The organism is Pedobacter polysacchareus (assembly GCF_019802255.1).
Classification (GTDB): Bacteria; Bacteroidota; Bacteroidia; order Sphingobacteriales; family Sphingobacteriaceae; genus Pedobacter; species Pedobacter polysacchareus.
On sequence record NZ_JAHYSS010000005.1, the window covers coordinates 324,979 to 345,164 of the forward strand.

Sequence of the window (20,186 nt, forward strand, 5' to 3'; positions counted from 1 at the left end):
ACATCACTTACATGATCGTGGTATTGAAACACTTATATTAGGGGTAATTATGAATTAGTTTTTTGAGACCTGGTAACCTAAACCGTACCCGTATCCAAATCCTCCATAACCATAGGTATTGCTGTTCTCAACTTTTGCATCATTAAAGACGACCATAGGGTTAGTCAGTTTTTTATAATACAGAATATCTTTTAATATGTTCAACTGCAGTTTATCAGTATAATTGTAACGGATCAGGTAAATGCTGAGATCGGTGTAGGCAGATAAACTAAAAGCATCAGCAACTTGTCCAACAGGGGCAGTGTCTATGATTACATAGTCGAACCTGCTCTTCAATTCTTCTATTAGTTTTCCAATCTTAGGATGCATCATCAGCTCCGCAGGGTTGCTGGTAATAGGACCACAGTCTACCACAATTAAATCATGGTACTTTCTTGAATTCATGAGCAGATCATCGATGCTCACATCGGGATTCAGCAGGTAATCTGTGATTCCGATTTTTGAATTTAAATGGAGTTTCTGAAGTAACTGAGGCTCGCGCATATCGAATTCCAGTAACACCACTCGTTTATTTACAGAAGCTAAAGTCAGGCCCAGGTTGATAGAGAAAAATGTTTTTCCTTCGGATTTCATACAGGAAGTGATCAACATCACCTGATCAGGCATCCCATTGTTCATGAAGTTAAGGTTACTTCTGATGTACCTGAATAATTCAGTAATGGTTGACCTGCTGTTGTGATCTATCATAGTTGCTTCATTTTTGCTGACATGGTTTAATACGCCTAAAACAGGCACGCCGGTCAGCAGTTGTATGTCTTTTACGTCTCGTACTTTATTATTGAGTAATGACCTGCCGTAGATAAATGCACCAGGGATGAGGAGACCAGCGAAGCTGGCACATAGGTATATCAATTCCTTTTTTGGCGTTACAGGTACACTATTGTACGCTGGTTTATCAATGATTTGAGAAGTAGGAACAGTGGCAGATAAGGATAGCGTTGTTTCTTCTCTTTTTTGCAATAGATATCTATACAATCCGGATTTTACGCTTTGTTCTCTGGTTCTTTCCAATAGCCCGCGCTCCACTGCAGGTACCGAACGGACCTTAGAATTAAATCTTGAGTTCATGGCCTGCTGACTGTTTCTTTCAATCTGCAAACCCCTTTTGATATTTTGCAGGTTTTCCTGGATATTCGATTTTAAACTTACTAATTGGGCCGTGAGGTTTTGTACTAAAGGATTGCTTTCCTCAGAACTCCTCAGCATTTTTGCCCTTTCCTGCTGGGTCGCGTTATATTTAGCGGTTAAGTCGTTTAAGGTCGCATTATTGATGTTTAACGCGCTAGGAACCACATTTAAGTTGTTGTTTTGGAGGTATTTTTCCAAGGAAGAAAGGACGTTGAGCTGGGTATTTGTTGAAGACAGCATTTGTCCGTATTCTCCGGATTTAGCCACATTGACAACTGCATCAGCATTGACATCGGTCACCATGTTCTGCTGTTTGTAATTTTCTACATCATGCTCCACACCGGTTAAATCCTCGCTCAGTGCATTCAGTCTTTTGTCAATAAATTTAATGGTATTCATGGCAATCAGGTTTTTTCTGATCACATCTTCCTCATTGTATTTTTTGATGAGTACCGTTAGAATATCAAGCCCTCTTTGAGGAATATTATCCGTTAAACTGATAATTATCGTGTTGGCATCTTTTACAACAGGCAGCACGACAAGGCCTGTTAAACTATAGGATTCTGCCATGCGATGCAGGTTTTTGAATTTCAAAAGCACTGGAGCAGTAAAATTTTTAAAAGCAGGACCTTTGCTGACGATAATTTTATAGCCAGATTGTTGTACCACACTGTCGTAAGGCAATGTATACTTGTTCTTATTGTCTGTTAAGATGTACGCTTGATCACTATAAGGAGTTACTGTCGGTTTTTTAAGGTATCCACTCGCATTTACGCCAATAACACTCACTTTTATCGGTACATTTTTTCCGTAAAGTTCTTTGTCATTTAAGGTGCCTTTAATAAAATAAGCAGTTTCTAAATTTAGTGCTTTCAGCGTTTTATAAATTAGATCTCTGGAACGCAAAACTTCCATCTCATTGTCTGCTTTGCGATCGCTGCGGAACATATTCAGGTCGCTAAATGCACTTTCCTTAACTTGTCCTTCGCCTTTTTGATCGTCCTGAACCATTAAAGTACTGCTTACTTTGTATCTCGGACTAAGGGTTTGCAGGTACAGAAAACTAGCCCCAAGACATATTAAGAATGCCAGAACAAAAGCATACCAATATTTTAAATACTGCTGTATATTTTCCCTTAAATTCTCCAGCGCAGTGGGCGTTTGTTGATAAACGTTTGAGTTCATAATTTTATAATTAAAATAGAACGGATTATCTTAGTATAACAGTGAGTAATACAGCGGCTGCTGAAACGCAGGTAGATATGATAGGAAGTAAGGTGTTGTTTGAATTGACCTGTCTTTCTTTTGATTTGTCGGGCTCGACATATACGATGTCATTCTGTTTTAAATGGAAATACGGGGAGTTGTAAGTGTCCTTGTCATTAAGATTTAACCTGGCCATGTTACGTACCCCATCTTCTTCCCGAATCACCAATACGTTTTCTCGTTTGCCAAAAACAGTCATGTCTCCAGCCATCCCCAAAGCCTCTAATAAATTAATCTGCTCGCCAGGAACATTTAATGAAGCCGGATGATTTACCTCCCCAATTACCGTGATTTTAAAATTGAGAAGCTGTAGATCCACATAAGGGTCCTTGATCTGTTTTCTTAATACCTGGGTAATTAAAGCCTGGGCTTCTTCCAGACTTAAACCTTCCACTTTTACTTCTCCAATCAGTGGTAGATTAATGTTTCCGGCATTGTTAATCCTGAAACCACCTTTGCTGTTTATAGGCGTATTACTATTATTTGCATTTGCACTCGCAAATAATACATTATACTCCGTATTTAAGCTGGTCAGAGAGATGCTCAGCTGGTCATTCTTTTGCAGTTTTAACTGGGCTGCACTTTGAATAAGATCATTGGAGCCTTTGGAAAGGTTGCTAAAATAGACTAGGTTTCTTTGTGGAGCACAACTGAAAAAAATCAGTGAAATGAACACAGTAAACGTTAAATTTTTCATTTTGATGGAGGTTAAATGAATTAACTACTTGATATCCCCGGAATTCTTAGAATAAAGTTAGATAAATAAAAAACCATAAAAAGAGTAGTTGTTCAAGTTGTGTTTTAAATTGTGAACTTGCACACATCTGATTTACGAAACTGCGCAAATTGCAGAATGAATTACACAAATTAGTGATAAATAATAGCTATGTTTTCACAGTTACTTTGCAGTCGCTGGACAGCTAAAAATGAATAGTTGTCTGGCATTCCGGAAAAAGAAGGAGCACAGCGCGTAAAATGAAAATTATTGACTTTTAATTCGAATGTCTATCTCCGTTTTAAATTTAAACACCATTTAATTTAAACATTCGGGATCCAATGAACGTTCTATCAAGTAAAGACAAATAATTGCCAATGAAAAAGGAGATCGAAAAATCCCGGGTTATGCCCGGTAAGAAATTTTCACTTAAAGATTATGATACTGCCTATACAGGTGACCGGGAAAAGGAAGCTGGAAAGGAAGAATTGGACCTGACGAAAGAAGCACTGAGTAAATTGCAGGAAACCTTGTATGCCGCTGATTCTCATTCTATTCTTATTTTATTCCAGGCGATGGATGCCGCAGGAAAAGATAGTGCGATTGCTCATGTGATGTCTGGATTAAATCCTCAGGGTTGTCAGGTGTATAGCTTTAAGACGCCAACCTCCGAAGAATATGACCATGATTTTCTATGGCGACATTATAAAGCCCTGCCAGAAAGAGGTCGTATTGGCATTCACAACAGGTCCCATTATGAAAATGTACTGGTTTGTAAAGTCCATCCTGAATATGTACTCAATGAGAAAATCCCTGGATATGATACGGTAAAGAAGATAGATGATAAGTTTTGGAAAAGGAGATATGAGAGTATTCGAAATTTCGAAAAGCACATTACCGATAATGGAACTGTGGTGATCAAGTTTTTCCTTTATGTATCTAAAGATGAACAAAAAGAAAGGTTTTTAGAGCGGATAGACAATCCGGTTAAAAACTGGAAGTTCTCTTCAGCTGACATTACAGAGCGGGAAAAATGGGGCGATTACATGTCGGCCTACGAACAGGCTATTGAAGAAACCTCTACTGAAAAAGCACCCTGGTATATTATTCCTGCAGATAAAAAGTGGTATGCGAGGTTATTGATTAGCCAGATTTTAGAGCAGCATTTGAAAGATATGGACCTTAAATTTCCTGTACTTGGTGATGATGAAATGGCAAAATTAGAAGAAATACAAAGGAGCTTACTACTCGGTGGCTGAAATCTTCCGCCCCGAAGAGGGGCGAAGTTCTCTATGCCACCTTCTAGCAAGCTCCTTTTCCATCCATCAGCGATTATAACAATGGCTAAAGTTTGTTCTTCGCTAGATAATTGAGTACATTTGCCACGCTTTTGGTTCCAAGTAATTTTTACCTGGATTAAAAGGGAATACGGTGTAAATCCGTAACTGTCCCGCAGCTGTAAGCTCTATAACGGTATTCAAATCGAAGCCACTTTTTTTTACTCTATTTAGGGTTTGAATTGGGAAGGCAGGATCACCGGGAGTAAGTCAGAAGACCTGCCATAAGTATAATATTTCATAGCTTTCGGGGATTGAAGCTTGGAGTGAGTGCTTGTTTACTGTATTTCATTTCCTTGATCTAACTGTTTGCTGTGGGTAAATAACTCACAACAAAAATGAGAAGAAACAAATTTGCCGGTTTAGGCATCAGCGCTTGTTTTTTTACTTTTCTAGCCTTTACAGGGCTCGGAGGAGTCATGCCTTTAAATTTGCAGGCACAGACTCAGCCAGTTAAACCAGAAAGTCGTCGGGGTCAGTCAGTAAAACAAGATTCCCTGGAAAAAGTCAATGCTTTGAAAGAAGTGCAGATTAAAACCATAAAACTCAGCAGGCGACAAACGTCTTCCACTCCTTTACAAATCCTTTCTGGTGCAGAGCTGGAAAAACTAAATAGCCTTTCCGTTGCCGATGCAGTGCGTTATTTCTCTGGGGTACAGCTTAAAGACTACGGCGGAATTGGCGGGTTAAAAACCATTAATGTTCGTAGTATGGGGAGTAACCATACTGCAGTGTTTTATGATGGTGTACAATTGGGGAATGCGCAAAATGGACAGGTAGATCTTGGTAAGTTTTCATTAGATAACATTGAAGAGATAGAATTGTATAATGGACAGAAGAGCAGCATTCTTCAGTCTGCTAAAGGCTTTGCTTCGGCAAGTTCTTTATACCTGAAAGCCAGGCAGCCATATTTTGAACCTGGCAGCAGTAGCCGACTTAAAGCGGCTTTCAGAACAGGCTCATTTGGATTGGTAAATCCTTCTATATTGTGGCAAAGCAAACTGAGCGAGCATACTTACAGCACGGTGAGTGCAGAATTGAAAAAAGCAAACGGTCGTTACAAATACCGCATTACGAATGGGGTATATGATACTACAGCAGTCCGTACGGATGGGGATGTAGAAGCGATGCGACTAGAGCTTGGTTTAAATGGCATCTTATCCGATAGTAGTAAATGGAATGTAAAGCTATATGGTTACAAGGACAATCAGGGTTTACCTGGCGCCATCGTAGCCAACGTTTTTCACTTTGCACAACGTATGTGGAACCGCAATTTCTTTGCGCAATCTGCTTATGAAAAGAACATTGGGAAATACAGCCTGGTCGCTTCAGCCAAATATTCAAATGATTACATGCGTTTCCTGAATCCGGATATTGTAAAAACCACAGGTTTTCTAGACAATACTTACCATCAGCAGGAACTCTATTTCTCTTTAGCGAATAAACTGAAAATTAATAAATTCTGGGATGTGGTCTGGTCTGCTGATTATCAGCTAAACGATATGAATGCCAATCTGGACCTCTTTGCGTATCCCACAAGATATACTTTGCTGAATGCTGTAGCGACTCAATTTCATTTCGACCGGCTAGATATTCAGGCCAATCTATTGAGTACCCTGCTGAAGGATAAAGTAGAATCCGGTCCTGCAGCAGGAAGTAAAAATGAGCTGACACCTTCAGTAATGGTATCCTGGCAGCCTTTTAATCAAAAGGAATTCAGGATCCGATCTTTTTATAAGAGCATTTTCCGGATGCCTACCTTTAACGATCTTTATTATACTTTTTACCAGTTTACGGTGCTGCGTCCGGAATATACCAAACAATATGATCTCGGTTTTACTTATATCAAAGGTTATGAGAATCGCGCGCTTAAACAGTTTTCTATCCAGGCTGATGCTTACTTTAATCAGTTGAAAGATAAGATTGTGGCCGTTCCGGGAACCTCACAGGCCATGTGGAGTATGAGAAACTTAGGAAAAGTAGCAATAAAAGGAATGGATGTCAATGTTCAGTCCGCTTGGGAATTGGCTGGTGCCCTTAATTTAAGTCTGGGGCTTACCTATACTTATCAACAGGCGATTGATGCTGATCCAATATCTACGACTTATAAAGATCAGATCCCTTATACTCCTAAACATAGCGGCACCTTTTTAGCTGGGGCTTCCTATAAGAAATTTGCCTTGAATTACAGCTACCTATATACAGGTGAGCGGTACGACCAGAGTGCCAATATTCCTAAAAATTACGTGCAGCCCTTTTATACCCATGATCTGGCCCTGCATTACAATACGCAAATCCAGAAACGGAAATTAAGGCTGACAGGGGAGGTTAACAACCTCTTAAATCAGGCTTATGCAGTCATCACAAATTATCCGATGCCAGGTCGCTCTTACCGATTCAGTTTAACCTATGAATATTAAAATATGAATAGAATGAAAATCCATAGAAATTCCGCTTTGATCCTATTGATCTTGCTGAGCTTATACATAACTGCCTGCCGCAAGGATGCGCAGGTCATTCCAGAAGAGCAGGATCGTGTATTGCCAGCTAATCCTTCGCGTCAGCTACAAGGATTTTACCTGGTAAATGAAGGGAATATGGGCATGAATAAAGCCTCCTTAGATTATATGGATTTTTCTACTGGAATCTACAGAAGAAACATTTATAATCAGCAGAATCCCGGACAAATCAACGGTCTTGGGGATGTAGGTAATGACATTGCGATCTATGGATCTAAGTTATATGTAGTAGTCAATGCTTCTAATAAAGTAGAAGTGATGGATGCTAAAACTGGCAAGCGAATTAGACAAATTAACGTGACGAATGCGCGCTATATCACTTTTAATGCTGGGAAAGCTTATGTAAGTGCTTACCTCGGAAAAATAGGCGTGCCAAACGCGCCGAATGGAGTGGTTATACAAATAGATACCACCTCGCTTACTGAAGAAAAACGAGTAGAAGTAGGCAGGCAACCTGAAGAAATGGCGGTTGTAGGGCAAAAATTATACGTTGCCAATTCAGGTGGATACACCCCTTTAAACTATGATACCAGGGTTTCTGTTGTTGATCTGAACTCATTTACAGTAGTTAAAAATATAGAAGTTGCCATCAATCTACATCGCGTAAAAGCAGATAAATACGGAGATATTTATGTGACTTCCAGAGGGAATTACTTAGATATTCACTCCAAAATATTTGTGATTGATACCAAAAACGATAAAATAAAAACACGTTTTGATATTGGGGCCAGTAATCTTGCCATAGATGATGATATTGCCTATTTCTATGGCTCAGAATGGAGTAATAATACTGGGAAATTTACCCTGAGCTATGGAATGCTGGATGTAAAAGAGGAGAGAATTTTGAGTAAAAACTTCATCACAGATGGAACAGAAGCTAATATTATGATTCCATATGGGATTGCAGTGGATAAATACACGAAAGAAGTTTTTGTAACGGATGCCCGGGATTACGTTTCGCCGGGAGTACTATATTGCTTTGACCCCTCAGGAAGAAAAAAATGGTCGGTGGTTACAGGCGATATTCCTGCCCATTTTGCCATGGTATATAAATAAGTCATTATAAACACAATCTAAAATATAAACAACCTAAACATGAATACATCAATTACTAAATCAGGTAGAGTATTTCTCTTCCTTGCCACAGCAGGCATACTATCATTAACTGCTTGTAAAAAAGATAAATTACCTGAAATTCCGCCAGCATCCCTGTCTACCGTTGGCGTATATGTACTCAATGAAGGTACCTACAGCGCAACGACAGGTGGTTCAGCGAGCTCTATCAGCTACTATGATGTGGTATCACAAAAAGTGGAGATCGATTATTTCAAGAAGCAAAACAATAAAGCACTTGGTGATAATGCGAACGACCTGAAGCAATATGGCAGTAAAATCTATTGCGTGATCACTGGAACAACTCAGAGCGCTAAAGATTCTTACCTGGAAGTGATCAGCGAGTCGACCGGAAAATCATTGAAGCGCATTGCTTTTTCAGATGAAAACGGAGGCTTTATGCCGAGAAATATTGTGTTTGATAAAAACAAAGCCTATATCTCAGGTTATGATGGAAAAATTACGAGATTGGATACTGCGAGTTTAACGATCGACAGCAGATTACTTGTTGGTGGTGCCTTAGAGCAATTGGCCATCGCTAAAAACAAAATTTATGTGACCAATTCAGTACACCCATCATTCCCTTCACCTATTAGTTCTTCTGTATCCGTAGTGGATATCGCTACCTTTACTAAGTTGAAAGAAATTCCTACTGCCCTTAATCCAAGAGCAATTTCTGCAGCACCTTCTGGCGATTTATTTGTGCAGACTTCTGGTCAGTATCCGACTATTCCAGGCACAATTGATAGGTTGAGCAGTACTTCAGATACTAGAATCAGTACTGGCAGTGATTTAGGTCTTTCATTTCTGAGCATCACCGGAACAACAGGTTTTGCAATTGGTTATGCTTCAACTGCTCCATATGCTGCTGCTGTTAAATTCTTTGACACCAACACTGGTACTTTGGGTGCTGATCTGGTAAAGGATGCTACCGTAATCAAAGGACCTTATGGAGTGACATTAGACCCATTTGAAAAGACATTTTATATCGCCGATGCAAAGACTTTTACCGGTAATGGTACGATGTTCTGTTTCGGAGCAGATGGAAAAACTAAATTCAGTTTTGAAACGGGAATTGCGCCTAAACTAGCAGCATTCAAATATGGCTATTAACCATTTTTCCTATTAAATATCATATCTAAAATCATCATATAATGAAAATTAAGCACTACCTGGCTTTTGTGGGAATGGCCGCTTTGGCATCCTGTTCAAAAGACTCAGAACCAACGCCAACACCAGAACCTCCAATTGTTCCAACGAGTTTTGTCTCTAAATTAATCGAATATCAGCCGGCTCCAGGCCAGTTTATCAATACTGATCTTGGCAATTTGAAAGGTGCTAATACGATCATCGGTAAAAAAGGAATGGTGAGTCTAGGTGCTTGGGGTGGATTTATTGTGCTTGGCTTTGACCACACCGTTATCAATCAGTCAGATAAAGACGATATCATTGTTTATGGAAATCCATTTGAAAACTTCTCAGAGCCAGGCATTGTTTGGGTTATGGAAGACACCAATGGCAATGGATTGGCGGATGATACCTGGTATGAAGTTGCGGGCAGCGAGTTCAATAAACCAGGTTATCAGCGCAATTATGCTGTGACCTACAGCAAACCTGCGGCTGATATTGATCCAGTACCATGGTTAGATAGCGATGGTCATTCTGGCGTAGTAAAGACAAATAGCTACCATGGGCAGGCTTATTTCCCTGATATGAAAGACAAGGATGGGAAAACGATTACCAGCTATACGATAAAAGGTTCTAAACTGCCTTCAACGCATGTGGATATGACCGTTCCTTCAATGATCATCAGTAAGCCTTTTGAATGGGGTTACGCAGATAATTTAGTGGACGGGGATAAAATTGACATCGCAAATGCGATAGATCAAAATGGAAAAAAAGTGGTTTTGAAAGGAATCAATTTCATTAAAATCCAAACTGGGGTCCAGGCAGACCTGGGATGGTTGGGAGAACTATCTACAGAAGTTACGGGTGTAGAAGACATCAGCCTGATTAAAAAGCAGTAATACCTTAAAAATTAATAGTACAATTCAACAAACTAAATGAAGATTACCAATTTTAAAAGATTAGCATTAGCAGCTGTTTTCTCCGTTGCGCTATTCTCGTGTAAGAAGGATGCAGAAACAGTAGTAGTACCAGAAGTTCCTGGGAAGTATGAAAATGGTTTTTTTATCATCCATGAAGGATGGTTTGGTCATGGTACTGGATCAGTATCATTTTATGATGCAGGAACTGGAACATTGAGAGATAGTATTTTCCAAAAGGAGAATACTGGAAAAGGCTTTGAGCCAGCAAGCTCTACGGTGCAATTTGGTACTGTTTTCAATAAAAACTTATATGTAGTGAGTAAAGCAAAAGGACCTGTAGTCGTGGCTGATGCGTTAACGATGAAAGAAGTCGGTAGAATTCCTGCATCTACGGAGTACGATTGGCGAGCATTTGTGGGTATAGATGAGAATAATGGTCTTTTAAGCAGCAGCGATGGGGTTTATTTGGTAAATCTAAAGACCTTTAAGCCTACATTTAGATTAATAGGCTCTAAAGGGCAAATGGGGGATATGCTGAAAACAGATAAATATATCTACACGCTTTCTCAAACGGAAGGTGCGATAATTTACAATGTTTCAGACCTGTCTGTTCAAAAGAAAATTTCTGGGGTAACGATGGGCTTTGTAAAAACACCAGATGGAAATGTATGGTTTACAGGTGGTAAAAACCTATATAAATCTAACCCAGTAACCTTGGAAACGGAAACTATTGAATTGCCTTTTAGCACTTTCAGTACTTATAATGCCTGGTTTTCTTCACCAATGATTGCCTCTACTAAAGAAAATGCGGTGTTTATGATTAACATTTCCAGTGGATGGGGTGGTGGTAAAAACATTTACAAATATGTGTCTGGTGATAAAACTTCTCTAGATAAACCTTTTATTACGACTCCTGATCTCCAGAGTTTCTATAAAAAGAATCTGGGTTATTATGCTAAAACAGATCAGATTGTAACGACTACATTGTTGAGTGGGTACGTAAGTAATTTCCTGAATATCTATGATGCAAAAACTGGAACATTAAGTAAAACAGTTCCATTCAGCGGTTATTATTTTCCGGCAATGTTTGCCTTCCACTAAAGCTTGTCGCCATAGGCTTTTTTATGCCGTGGAAAAAATATAACTTTGTTTTATAATATATACATGAATATGTCTGAATCTAAATTCAACCCGCGTTCGATCATCCTGTTGTTGATGATCATTTTTGTAAGCATTATCCGTATTACAGCACCTTTGTCTGGCGACTTTAAAGAGATCGCTAACTTTTCAGCTGTAGGAGCAATTGCCTTATTTGGCGGCGCATATTTCAATAATAATGTTAAAGCATTTGCTTTTCCTATGCTGATATTGGTGCTGAGTGATGTTTTTATTGCAAAAATATCAGGTTACGGGTTTTTCTATGCGGGCTGGTACTGGACTTATATTGCCATCATTGCAATGGTAGCCGTTGGTAAACTGATGATGAAAAAAGTAAATGTAGGTACGTTTATAGGCGCTACATTTATTGGCGTATTTCTTCACTGGATTTTAGCTGACATTGGTCCAATGTATGTACCAAGTATTTATCCAACAACATTAGCTGGTTACGGACAATGTTTAATCAATGCCATTCCATTCGAATTGAATTTCCTTTACGGTACAGTAGTGTATGGAGCAGTTATGTTTGGTGCTTTTGAAGTGCTGAAAGCGAAATATCCATCGTTAAGTTTAGCTAAAGCATAGTTAAAAAGGATTAATTACAGTTATAAGAGATAAGCAATCCCGGGATTGTTGCGGAGCATACTCCTCAGCATCCCGGGATTTTTTTTACCTGTATTTACCATGGCTTGTCCCCATTTTATCATTAAATTCAACCTTATGAAAAAGAAATTAGTCGTATTAACGGGAGCGGGAATCAGTGCAGAAAGCGGATTGAAAACCTTTAGGGATACGGACGGCTTATGGGAGGGCTTTAATGTTTATGACGTTGCTACACCTGAAGCCTGGCGAAAAAATCCGGAAATGGTGCAGGATTTTTATAACCAACGCAGAAAACAGGTGTTGTTGGCACAGCCTAATGATGCACACAGGGCATTGGCAGAATTGGAGGCAGAATACGATGTCCACATCATCACCCAAAATATAGACGATTTACATGAAAGGGCAGGTTCTACAAAAGTGACGCATTTACATGGGGTCATTACGCGTTCACAATCCGACGGAAATCCTGATTTAACCTATCCAATTCATGGCTGGGAGTTAAAAATGGGAGAGTTTTGCGAGTTGGGAACACAGTTGAGGGCACATGTCGTTTGGTTTGGAGAAGCGGTGCCTATGATTGAGGAGGCGGCTAGAATTTGTGCGGCCGCCGAAGTATTTGTATTAATAGGTACTTCCTTGGCGGTATATCCAGCTGCCGGACTGATTGATTTTGTTCCTGCGCAAAGTCCAACTTACATTATTGATCCAAAAATCCCAAAGCTGAAAAATAGCCATCAGGTGATTAAAATCGAAAAGAGGGCTATTGCAGGAATGAGGGATCTTGTGGAACTGTTAACTTAAGGGATTAGAAAAAGGTAATCCCTGCATTCCATCCATACCAACCTTTGTTGTTCCCACTAAAACTGTGGTGTTTGTCGGGCACTACCTGCTGCTTGTAATTTTTTGAGCTTGAACCAATAGGAGCATCGCTGTTGTAAAAAGAGTAAGCCGGTCCGCCGAATATGGCGATACCTTTCAGCAATTGTATCTGCAGGTTCATCTGGAATTTAGTCAGGATATTCGAATATTTCCAGTTGCCAAGATACAGGTATTGAAAGCTAAGTTCTGGTGCAACCGACAGGTGTTTGCTGAAGATGAAGTCATGGCCAAAACCCAGGCCAAGTGTGGCTATTTTTGCAGTGTCAGTAAAGGTTTTGCCAATAAAAAGGATATTATAAAGGTTGGCATTTCCGGTTTTTAAAGCCACATTCGTTTGTACCAATTCATTTGTAGAAACAGAGAACTTATGGTAACCATCCCCTACAAAATTGAGCAGACCTAAGCTGGTGCCTGTTGAGGAACCTGAAAAGTTCAGGAGGGCTAATTGAAAACCAGTATTGTTCTTTGCAATATTGAATAATCCTGCAATCTGTATTCCTGATGATGTTCTGGAAGAAATATTAGCCAGACCGGCAATTTCAACGCCCCTGGAATTTCTGGAATTGATATTTACCAATCCGGAAACCTGAAAACCATCTTTATTTCCGATGTTAACATTAAGTGCTCCTGCTGTCTGGAAACCTTTCATGTCGCCAGTTACCATATTAGCAAGCCCTGCAATCTGAAAACCTTCCGCATTCCGTTTCACTACATTTAAAGCCCCAGCAACTTGCAGACCCTTCATATTGGTTCGCACATCATTGTGTAAGCCGGCCACCTGTATCCCTTGTACGGAACCTCCAACCACATTGAAAGCACCTGCCACTTGTAATGCCCTGACTTCACCTTTACTAAGGTTAAAAAGCCCGGCGATTTCAAAGCCATCCACTCCGGCAGTATAACCTCCAATCACATTTAAAGAAACTTTATTGATTACTTTGGAACTCATCATTCCATGAGAACTCAGTCCAGGGGTAAGGGAAGCCTGGAAAGGTGTATTTGCGAAAAAACTGGGAATATTCAGGTTTTGAATTCTTTGTGTAGAAGAGATGAAAAACCGACTGATACCTAGCTCTTCAATTGCATTATTGGCTACCGTTCCTTTTTCCTTGTCGGGGTCATCATAAGATTCCGGTTTAATGGTGATATCGGCCAGGAAAACCAAGGCGGTATCTCTATATGTTTCTTTACTGGCAGTCAGGATCACCTCTTTGTGTTCTCCTTTAAAACGTAACTTGAAATAGCCGTCATTGTCAGTTAGGGTAGACTGTAGTAATCTTTTTTCATAAACACTGGCTTGTTTTATTTTCCGCCCTGTTTGTGTATCGATCACATAACCGCTGATCAGGTAAAGGTTGTCGGCTGTAGTAATATTATCCGGTTCAATGGTCAGGTGGTTGACTGCATAACGTAAAATCACGTAGTTTTCACTTTCTTTATAATCCACTTTTCCATCAAACATCTGATCCAGAATGGTCCTTACCGGCATGTTTCTAATGTTCATATTCACCAGGCTATCCTGATTAAACAAGGCCCCATTATAGGCGAAATAGAAATCTCCAGCCTTACTCATCTTATTGAGTACCTGACTAATCGGTTCTTGCTTTACCGTAAAGCTTAGACGTCTGGAAAGATTTCGCTGAACATTACTCGTCATTTCGGGGGACTGTGCACTTGCAACACTAAAAAGGATCAGCAAAAATAAGGTGAGTTTGGTCTTCATTACTTTTTATTAGACAGCTGGATTTCCTTTCCGTTACTGCTATAGGTTAAATTTAAAACCTGGCAAATGATTTCCAGGTTGTAATCTAATGGTACATTAAGTTTCAGTGTAGTATTTAGAGTCAGATTTTTAATGGCAGGTTCTACATTGATTTTAGTGTTGTAAGCCTGACTTAATACTTCAGCCAGTTTCCATAGTTCCGTGTTTTTAAGGATAAATACATTGGTTCTGTAATAGCTGTACAACTCATCTTTATGCTGTTCTTTAACCAGTTTTTGAGTATTGGAATTGATGAGCACGCGTTCTCCGGCTACCAGATTAATGGTTTCTTCTTTCAGGCTCACTTTGACGATACCAGTTTCCACAATTACTTCTGTTTGCTGATGAACATGTTTCACATTAAAAGATGTACCTACTACTTTCACAGCTACCTGATCTACTTCGATGGTAAAAGGATGGCTTTTATCTGGAGCCACATTAAAGAATACTTCCCCGGAATCCAGTCGCACACTACGGTCGGTCTTGAAGTCCGAAGCATAGCTCAAGGCTGATCTCTTGTTTATAGTAAGCTCTGATCCATCAGGTAGTTTTTGGATGATGACTTCCTGATTAGCCGCTATTTCCATATATTTTTCCGGTATCAATACCTCATAAAAGACCCAGGCACCAAGGGCGAGTATCAATACTGCTGCCACATTGATCCAGGTATATTTTCTTTTGATGGGCAGTACTAAAGGCTTTTCTTTTTCAGCCGGTTTTTCTCTTTTATTCACTTTTTCTTTGAAGCTGAGCCAGGCAGTCTCTTCATTTACTGAGCTTTTTGGCGCCAGTAATTGACTGCTTTCCCAGATCTTCTCCAGTTCCAGAAATTCGGAAATATGGTTCGGATCGGCAGCCAGCCATTTTTCAACGGCCGTATTTTCCTCCTCACTTGTTTCTTTCAATAGAAACTTTATCAATAATTCATCAGTCATTGCCATTGTGTTAATTGAAAAAATCTTTGTAATACATGATACCTAATAAGATGAGAACTAGAAAATCAGATAGCTTTAAGCGCAGTATCCGTAATGCTTTGCCCATTTGATTTTCCACTGTTTTAATAGATAGGCCTAATTGATCTGCAATTTCCCGGTATTTAAGTTCTTCAAACCTACTCATTTGAAAGATCGTTCTACATTGTTCAGGCAACTCATTCATTGCTATATTTAGGTTATTTTCTAAATCATTCATTTCTAGCTTCGCAGAAGCCGGCGCTGGGCTATCGAAAACGTTGTTCATAGTGTATTCCTGATGTTTAAATTTTATTTTTTCATGTTTCAGATAATTCAAACAGTCGTTATGAATACACTTGTATAGGTACGCTTTAATTGAAGTCGATATCTGGAGCATTTCCCGCTTTTCCCAGAATTTCATAAACATACCTTGAACCATCTCTTCTGCGGTATCATGGTCTTTTAAGATCACAAAAGCATAAGCGTGCAGCGCCTTGTAATGCAATTTGAACAATTGTTCAAAAGCGGCATCATCATATTGCTGTGGATTTGGGGATAGGGGATCTGTTAACTTCACGCGTTTAATTCTAATCAAATATATTAGTTTCTATGTGCTTATGCACTGTCAGTAATACCAAATTGTTAAAGGTCAATTCTTTTGAGCATTTCTATACCTGTTTCGGAATTAGTGGTAATCAGATCAATGTAAACCACTTTTGGAAACCAGAAAGAGCCGCCTTTCACCTGGACAAACACCCGTTTCAATAAATGATTACGCCCTTCATCCTTAATGTAGATGTGGTATTTTTGATCTGTTTCAGACCTGATCAGATACATTGGCATTTTCTGATAAGCGGCCAGGCGGATTTCATAGGCTTCATTTCCCAGCGCCTTAGATTTTACGCCATAGGCGAACTTTTGCTCTATACTAGTCAGCGGTTTTAATCTGCCCTGCTCTTCATATCTGATCCAAGAGCCTTTAACGGGGGCTTTCGGGTCTAGTTGTCCATCTTCTTTATAATTAAGCTCATAAACCACCGTATTCGCATCTGGGGTTCTTTGTAGAAAGAATAAGAGATTCTTTCCGTTTGGAATAGGCAAAGGCTCGATGTTTTTTAGGGGCTGAGCATCTACCACCTGTGTCAATACCAAGAGGATCAACAATACGATGGCTGTGGTTTTAGTATGGGTTTCTTTTGTTACATGAACCTGCTGATCCCTTTTCAATTTATGTCGGTATATTTTCCCAGGACTAGCGAAAATGAAAAACAAACACTCCCTGAGTCCATCGCTTTGCTGTACATCTTTTAACATATCACGGTATTCGTGGAAGTTCAGCACAAAAGGATTGCTTTTGTTTTCAATTGGAGTAGTCAGTCCATAAATAGGCTTTTCCTCCTCATATTGAAAAGTGCCGAACAGATGATCCCAAATCATGAATGTGGCACCGAAATTCTTATCCAGGTATTTTTCCTGACTTCCATGGTGTACCCGATGATTAGAAGGAGTGCCAAAATATTTTTCAAAAAACGGGGGCAACTTACCGATGGCTTCTGTATGCACCCAGAACTGATAAAGGGTACTCAGCTGACTCGCCACCAAAAAAATCACTGGATGAAAACCCATTAATGCAACCGGAATGAAAAACACGGTTTTGAAATGCTGCACCCAGCTTTGCCGGAAAGCAACAGTGAGGTTATAGTGCTCAGCAGAATGGTGTACCACATGAGTTGCCCAAAAGAAGCGGTTAAAATGGGAGGTGCGGTGCGACCAGTAACTGCAGCAGTCGTAGATTAGGAAGCAGGGGATTAACGTCCACCAATTCAGTTCCATGCGCCATGGCAGCAGGTTGTAAATCCAAATTGCGCAATAAATCAGCACCACTTTCATCAGCACATTAACCACCAGATTACCTATTCCTACCAGTAAAGAACCTATTGTTTCTTCTTTTTCATAGGTTTTATGCGTCCCGAAATGAGACGTCAGAAATTCTAGTAATGCCAGGATAAATACCGCTGGCAGTGCATAAGCGATCAAATTGGGAGCTTCCTCCTGCATCAGGTAGCTGTCTGCAAAGTTAATTTTTGTTGCCCCAAATAAGGGGAGCAGATCCAGCCATTCGGTAGTTAAAGTTGCCATAGTTTTTTGATTAAAAGATGAATTGGATCCCGCCGGAATAGCCGATATACAACGCCTGGAAATCCGCGGAACGATCGCCCCAGGTATGGATGAATTTCTCATGGAGGTTCCTGCCTTCTGTAGTGTTCGTACTTAGGAAATTAAAGGAGGGGCCTCCAAATAATTCGAGGTGGTTGCCCAGTTTTAAAGCGGGTAAAATGCGAAGTGCCGATCTAAAATATTCTCCTGATTTAAAGCTTTCTAAAACGGTGGCGCTGAGTTCTGTGTTCAGTCTGAAAGCAGTCGTTTGAAACCAATGGGCGCCAATGCCGGCTTCCATTGCATAAACTTCTTTTTTATTCTTTAAGTTGTAACCAATGCCTAGAATACCATAAGTAACCTTTCCTCCGGAACGGAAAGAAAGCATTCCAGTTTGGGTCTCATCCATCGTTAAACTGATACTTTTTTCCCCTTTTTTAACCAGGTTGATGATTCCGATAGGATAATCACTGCTATCGGCAATATTGATAAATCCTGCGGCTTGTATGCCTTTTACCTTTTTAGCAATATTGATGAATCCGGCAAATTGCGACCCTTTTACATCTGCTGCGGTATTCATAAACCCAGCCAACTGCGATGCAGATACGTTTTTCTTCGCGATGTTTAGGAAACCCGCTAGTTGTGATCCTTTAACCGCATTTGCTTTATTTAAGAAGCCGGCAAACTGTGCACCGTTCAGGTCTTTGGCAATGTTGCTGAAACCGGCAAATTGAACGCCTTTCACATTTCCCCGGGAAACATTGGCAAAACCGGCAAAGGCTGCGCCCTGATTTTCTTCGGAAGTATTCAGGAATCCGGCAAATTGCAAACCTGTCGCTTTTTTTCCAATATGATTGGAAAATATACCGATTTGTGTTCCCGTAGCTTCATTGCGGACAATATTTGAAAGACCAGCAAAGCTGAATCCTTTTTCAACAGAGGAAACCCCTGTTAGTAAGTGAAAAGAAAGCTTATTGGTGTCTAAGGGGGCGTGTGTACCATTGCTGCTTAAAGGGTAAACCAATCCAATATGGATTTTTTCTGATCCGCTGCTTTGTGCGAAAGCGGTGGTGTCGGAAGAAAGGAGTAAGCCGGTAAGGGCGATGGCCAGATAACCTGGTTTTAATAATTTTAAAGTTTTGTTGTAATTGGTAGTCCTCATTTTTGTCTGATTTAGAAATGAGACAACACAAGGAGGACTTACCCCTACGACCTTTTAAAATAAATTAATGCACAAAGGCACCTGGCGCTTTACTTTCTGGAATTTGAACTTTAATATTTCTTCTACCAATGATCAGAATCATCAAGGCAATAATAGTGGTGCCCGTCATGATGGCTACCATAGGAACGGCCGATCTGATCTCAAACATGCTGACTCCGAATGAAGCTAAAGCACCTAATCCCATTTGTACGGCGCCCATTAAGGCTGATGCACTCCCGGCATTTTTGCTGAATGGCGCAAGTGATAAAGCGGAAGTATTTGGATTGGTAAAGCCCAGGCAGGATAGGAATAAGAATAGTAATAGGACGGTTTCTATAAGGCCAAACCAATTGTAAACGCTGCCAATCAAGAAAAATACCACTACAAAAACCTGTATGCTCAATGCGGCGAAAATCACTTGTTCACTTTTGTATTTTCTCAATAACAGGGTGTTTATTTGACTTGAACCAATTAATCCGGTAGCCAGCAAGGCGAAAATCCAGCCGTAGGCCTCTTCAGACACTTTAAAAATATCGATGAAAATGAGCGGTGAACCGGAGATATAGGCAAATAGCCCTGCAAAGGCTAATGCTCCGCTGAAGGCGTAGGTGTAAAACTGTGGATCTTTGATCACAGAAAGAAAGTTTTTGATAATAGGGACCGGCTTCAAAGAAAGACTGGTATCTGGTTTATAGCTATCTGGTAACCAAAGCCAACTAGCAACTAGATTCAATATCCCTAAGCCCATCAAAATGATGAATACAGAATGCCATCCCCAGGCTACTGTAACATAGCCACCCAAGGTTGGGGCAACCATTGGCGAAACACCCACTACCAGCATCAGCAAGGCGAAAACTTTGGCGTTTTCTTTGACCGGGAAGAGGTCTCTAACCATTGCAATTGAAGCTACTGCTGCGGCACAGCTACCGATTGCCTGCATAAAGCGCAATGCGATTAAGGTATCCAGACTGCTGGCAAATACGCAGCCTGCAGAAGCCAAAATATAGACAATCAGTCCGATGTATAAGGGTTTTTTCCTTCCAAAACGGTCTAATAAAGGACCATATAGGAGCTGGCCAGCAGAGATTCCAATGAAATAACTGGATAGTGAAAGAGATATTTTAAGTACAGTAGTGTTTAGATCTTTTGCAATTGCTGGAAATCCAGGGAGGTACATGTCGATTGAAAAGGGGCCTAACGCGGTTAGGGAGCCTAATAATACAATCAGGAGGAAGTATTTTTGTTTTGTCATTAGCTGCTGCAAATATAGGAATTGTACTTTTGGCA

At 40.1% G+C, this 20,186-nt stretch carries 16 protein-coding genes and 1 riboswitch; of the genes, 8 read left to right on the forward strand and 8 right to left on the reverse strand.

Going from position 1 to position 20,186, the window contains the following annotated elements:
• Positions 1 to 54: 54 nt before the first annotated feature.
• Both K7X70_RS15985 and K7X70_RS15990 read right to left on the reverse strand, forming a co-directional pair.
• Positions 55 to 2,373 carry a GumC family protein gene (locus K7X70_RS15985; protein WP_222537993.1) on the reverse strand — a complete coding sequence of 773 codons (2,319 nt, stop codon included), beginning with the start codon at positions 2,371 to 2,373 and terminating at the stop codon, positions 55 to 57.
• A gap of 25 nt (positions 2,374 to 2,398) precedes the next feature.
• Entirely contained in the window at positions 2,399 to 3,151 is a 753-nt protein-coding gene (locus K7X70_RS15990; RefSeq protein WP_222537994.1) for a polysaccharide biosynthesis/export family protein, read from the reverse strand.
• A 395-nt stretch (positions 3,152 to 3,546) separates the two neighbouring features.
• On the opposite strand from K7X70_RS15990, the gene K7X70_RS15995 reads away from it, so the two are divergent.
• The 8 genes from K7X70_RS15995 to K7X70_RS16030 all read left to right on the forward strand — a co-directional run bounded on the left by K7X70_RS15995 (position 3,547) and on the right by K7X70_RS16030 (position 12,748).
• Positions 3,547 to 4,428, forward strand: a complete 882-nt coding sequence (locus tag K7X70_RS15995) for a polyphosphate kinase 2 family protein (protein ID WP_222537995.1) — start codon at positions 3,547 to 3,549, stop codon at positions 4,426 to 4,428.
• A 115-nt stretch (positions 4,429 to 4,543) separates the two neighbouring features.
• Positions 4,544 to 4,747: riboswitch (cobalamin riboswitch) on the forward strand.
• Between the two features lie 97 nt (positions 4,748 to 4,844).
• The gene (locus tag K7X70_RS16000; protein ID WP_255607312.1) at positions 4,845 to 6,926 is read left to right on the forward strand and encodes a TonB-dependent receptor plug domain-containing protein; all 2,082 of its coding nucleotides are present in this window, start codon (positions 4,845 to 4,847) and stop codon (positions 6,924 to 6,926) included.
• Between the two features lie 12 nt (positions 6,927 to 6,938).
• Positions 6,939 to 8,081 (forward strand): YncE family protein, encoded by a 1,143-nt coding sequence (locus K7X70_RS16005; protein ID WP_222537996.1) that lies wholly within the window; start codon positions 6,939 to 6,941, stop codon positions 8,079 to 8,081.
• 39 nt (positions 8,082 to 8,120) lie between these two features.
• Entirely contained in the window at positions 8,121 to 9,251 is a 1,131-nt protein-coding gene (locus K7X70_RS16010; protein ID WP_222537997.1) for a YncE family protein, read from the forward strand.
• A 41-nt stretch (positions 9,252 to 9,292) separates the two neighbouring features.
• Complete coding sequence (locus K7X70_RS16015; protein WP_222537998.1) at positions 9,293 to 10,165, forward strand: cell surface protein; 873 nt, start codon at positions 9,293 to 9,295, stop codon at positions 10,163 to 10,165.
• A 36-nt stretch (positions 10,166 to 10,201) separates the two neighbouring features.
• Positions 10,202 to 11,287 (forward strand): DUF5074 domain-containing protein, encoded by a 1,086-nt coding sequence (locus K7X70_RS16020; protein WP_222537999.1) that lies wholly within the window; start codon positions 10,202 to 10,204, stop codon positions 11,285 to 11,287.
• Between the two features lie 69 nt (positions 11,288 to 11,356).
• On the forward strand, positions 11,357 to 11,929 hold the full coding sequence (locus K7X70_RS16025) for a DUF6580 family putative transport protein (protein ID WP_222538000.1): 573 nt from the start codon (positions 11,357 to 11,359) through the stop codon (positions 11,927 to 11,929).
• A 135-nt stretch (positions 11,930 to 12,064) separates the two neighbouring features.
• Complete coding sequence (locus tag K7X70_RS16030; protein ID WP_222538001.1) at positions 12,065 to 12,748, forward strand: SIR2 family NAD-dependent protein deacylase; 684 nt, start codon at positions 12,065 to 12,067, stop codon at positions 12,746 to 12,748.
• 4 nt (positions 12,749 to 12,752) lie between these two features.
• Here the strand turns inward: K7X70_RS16030 and K7X70_RS16035 are convergent, their stop codons facing one another.
• The 6 genes from K7X70_RS16035 to K7X70_RS16060 all read right to left on the reverse strand — a co-directional run bounded on the left by K7X70_RS16035 (position 12,753) and on the right by K7X70_RS16060 (position 20,151).
• Positions 12,753 to 14,549, reverse strand: a complete 1,797-nt coding sequence (locus K7X70_RS16035) for an STN and carboxypeptidase regulatory-like domain-containing protein (protein ID WP_222538002.1) — start codon at positions 14,547 to 14,549, stop codon at positions 12,753 to 12,755.
• A complete protein-coding gene (locus K7X70_RS16040) occupies positions 14,549 to 15,523 on the reverse strand; it encodes a FecR domain-containing protein (protein WP_222538003.1) in 975 nt (324 codons plus the stop codon). The genes K7X70_RS16035 and K7X70_RS16040 overlap by 1 nt, the downstream gene beginning before the upstream one ends.
• A 10-nt stretch (positions 15,524 to 15,533) precedes the next feature.
• Positions 15,534 to 16,136, reverse strand: a complete 603-nt coding sequence (locus K7X70_RS16045) for an RNA polymerase sigma-70 factor (RefSeq protein ID WP_255607314.1) — start codon at positions 16,134 to 16,136, stop codon at positions 15,534 to 15,536.
• Between the two features lie 47 nt (positions 16,137 to 16,183).
• Positions 16,184 to 17,680 (reverse strand): DUF4833 domain-containing protein, encoded by a 1,497-nt coding sequence (locus K7X70_RS16050; RefSeq protein WP_222538004.1) that lies wholly within the window; start codon positions 17,678 to 17,680, stop codon positions 16,184 to 16,186.
• A 10-nt stretch (positions 17,681 to 17,690) separates the two neighbouring features.
• A complete protein-coding gene (locus tag K7X70_RS16055; protein WP_222538005.1) occupies positions 17,691 to 18,860 on the reverse strand; it encodes a hypothetical protein in 1,170 nt (389 codons plus the stop codon).
• A gap of 64 nt (positions 18,861 to 18,924) precedes the next feature.
• A complete protein-coding gene (locus K7X70_RS16060) occupies positions 18,925 to 20,151 on the reverse strand; it encodes a multidrug effflux MFS transporter (RefSeq protein ID WP_222538006.1) in 1,227 nt (408 codons plus the stop codon).
• Between the last annotated feature and the right edge of the window lie 35 nt (positions 20,152 to 20,186).

What these genes read in the sequence shown, in the direction of transcription:
- K7X70_RS15995 (WP_222537995.1), top strand. Translation starts at nt 3,547, where the DNA reads ATGAAAAAGGAGATCGAAAAATCCCGGGTTATGCCCGGTAAGAAATTT.
- K7X70_RS16005 (WP_222537996.1), top strand. Translation starts at nt 6,939, where the DNA reads ATGAAAATCCATAGAAATTCCGCTTTGATCCTATTGATCTTGCTGAGC.
- K7X70_RS16015 (WP_222537998.1), top strand. Translation starts at nt 9,293, where the DNA reads ATGAAAATTAAGCACTACCTGGCTTTTGTGGGAATGGCCGCTTTGGCA.
- K7X70_RS16035 (WP_222538002.1), bottom strand. Translation starts at nt 14,549, where the DNA reads ATGAAGACCAAACTCACCTTATTTTTGCTGATCCTTTTTAGTGTTGCA.
- K7X70_RS15985 (WP_222537993.1), bottom strand. Translation starts at nt 2,373, where the DNA reads ATGAACTCAAACGTTTATCAACAAACGCCCACTGCGCTGGAGAATTTA.
- K7X70_RS16050 (WP_222538004.1), bottom strand. Translation starts at nt 17,680, where the DNA reads ATGGCAACTTTAACTACCGAATGGCTGGATCTGCTCCCCTTATTTGGG.
- K7X70_RS16060 (WP_222538006.1), bottom strand. Translation starts at nt 20,151, where the DNA reads ATGACAAAACAAAAATACTTCCTCCTGATTGTATTATTAGGCTCCCTA.
- K7X70_RS16020 (WP_222537999.1), top strand. Translation starts at nt 10,202, where the DNA reads ATGAAGATTACCAATTTTAAAAGATTAGCATTAGCAGCTGTTTTCTCC.
- K7X70_RS16000 (WP_255607312.1), top strand. Translation starts at nt 4,845, where the DNA reads ATGAGAAGAAACAAATTTGCCGGTTTAGGCATCAGCGCTTGTTTTTTT.
- K7X70_RS16030 (WP_222538001.1), top strand. Translation starts at nt 12,065, where the DNA reads ATGAAAAAGAAATTAGTCGTATTAACGGGAGCGGGAATCAGTGCAGAA.
- K7X70_RS16055 (WP_222538005.1), bottom strand. Translation starts at nt 18,860, where the DNA reads ATGAGGACTACCAATTACAACAAAACTTTAAAATTATTAAAACCAGGT.
- K7X70_RS16010 (WP_222537997.1), top strand. Translation starts at nt 8,121, where the DNA reads ATGAATACATCAATTACTAAATCAGGTAGAGTATTTCTCTTCCTTGCC.
- K7X70_RS16025 (WP_222538000.1), top strand. Translation starts at nt 11,357, where the DNA reads ATGTCTGAATCTAAATTCAACCCGCGTTCGATCATCCTGTTGTTGATG.
- K7X70_RS16040 (WP_222538003.1), bottom strand. Translation starts at nt 15,523, where the DNA reads ATGACTGATGAATTATTGATAAAGTTTCTATTGAAAGAAACAAGTGAG.
- K7X70_RS15990 (WP_222537994.1), bottom strand. Translation starts at nt 3,151, where the DNA reads ATGAAAAATTTAACGTTTACTGTGTTCATTTCACTGATTTTTTTCAGT.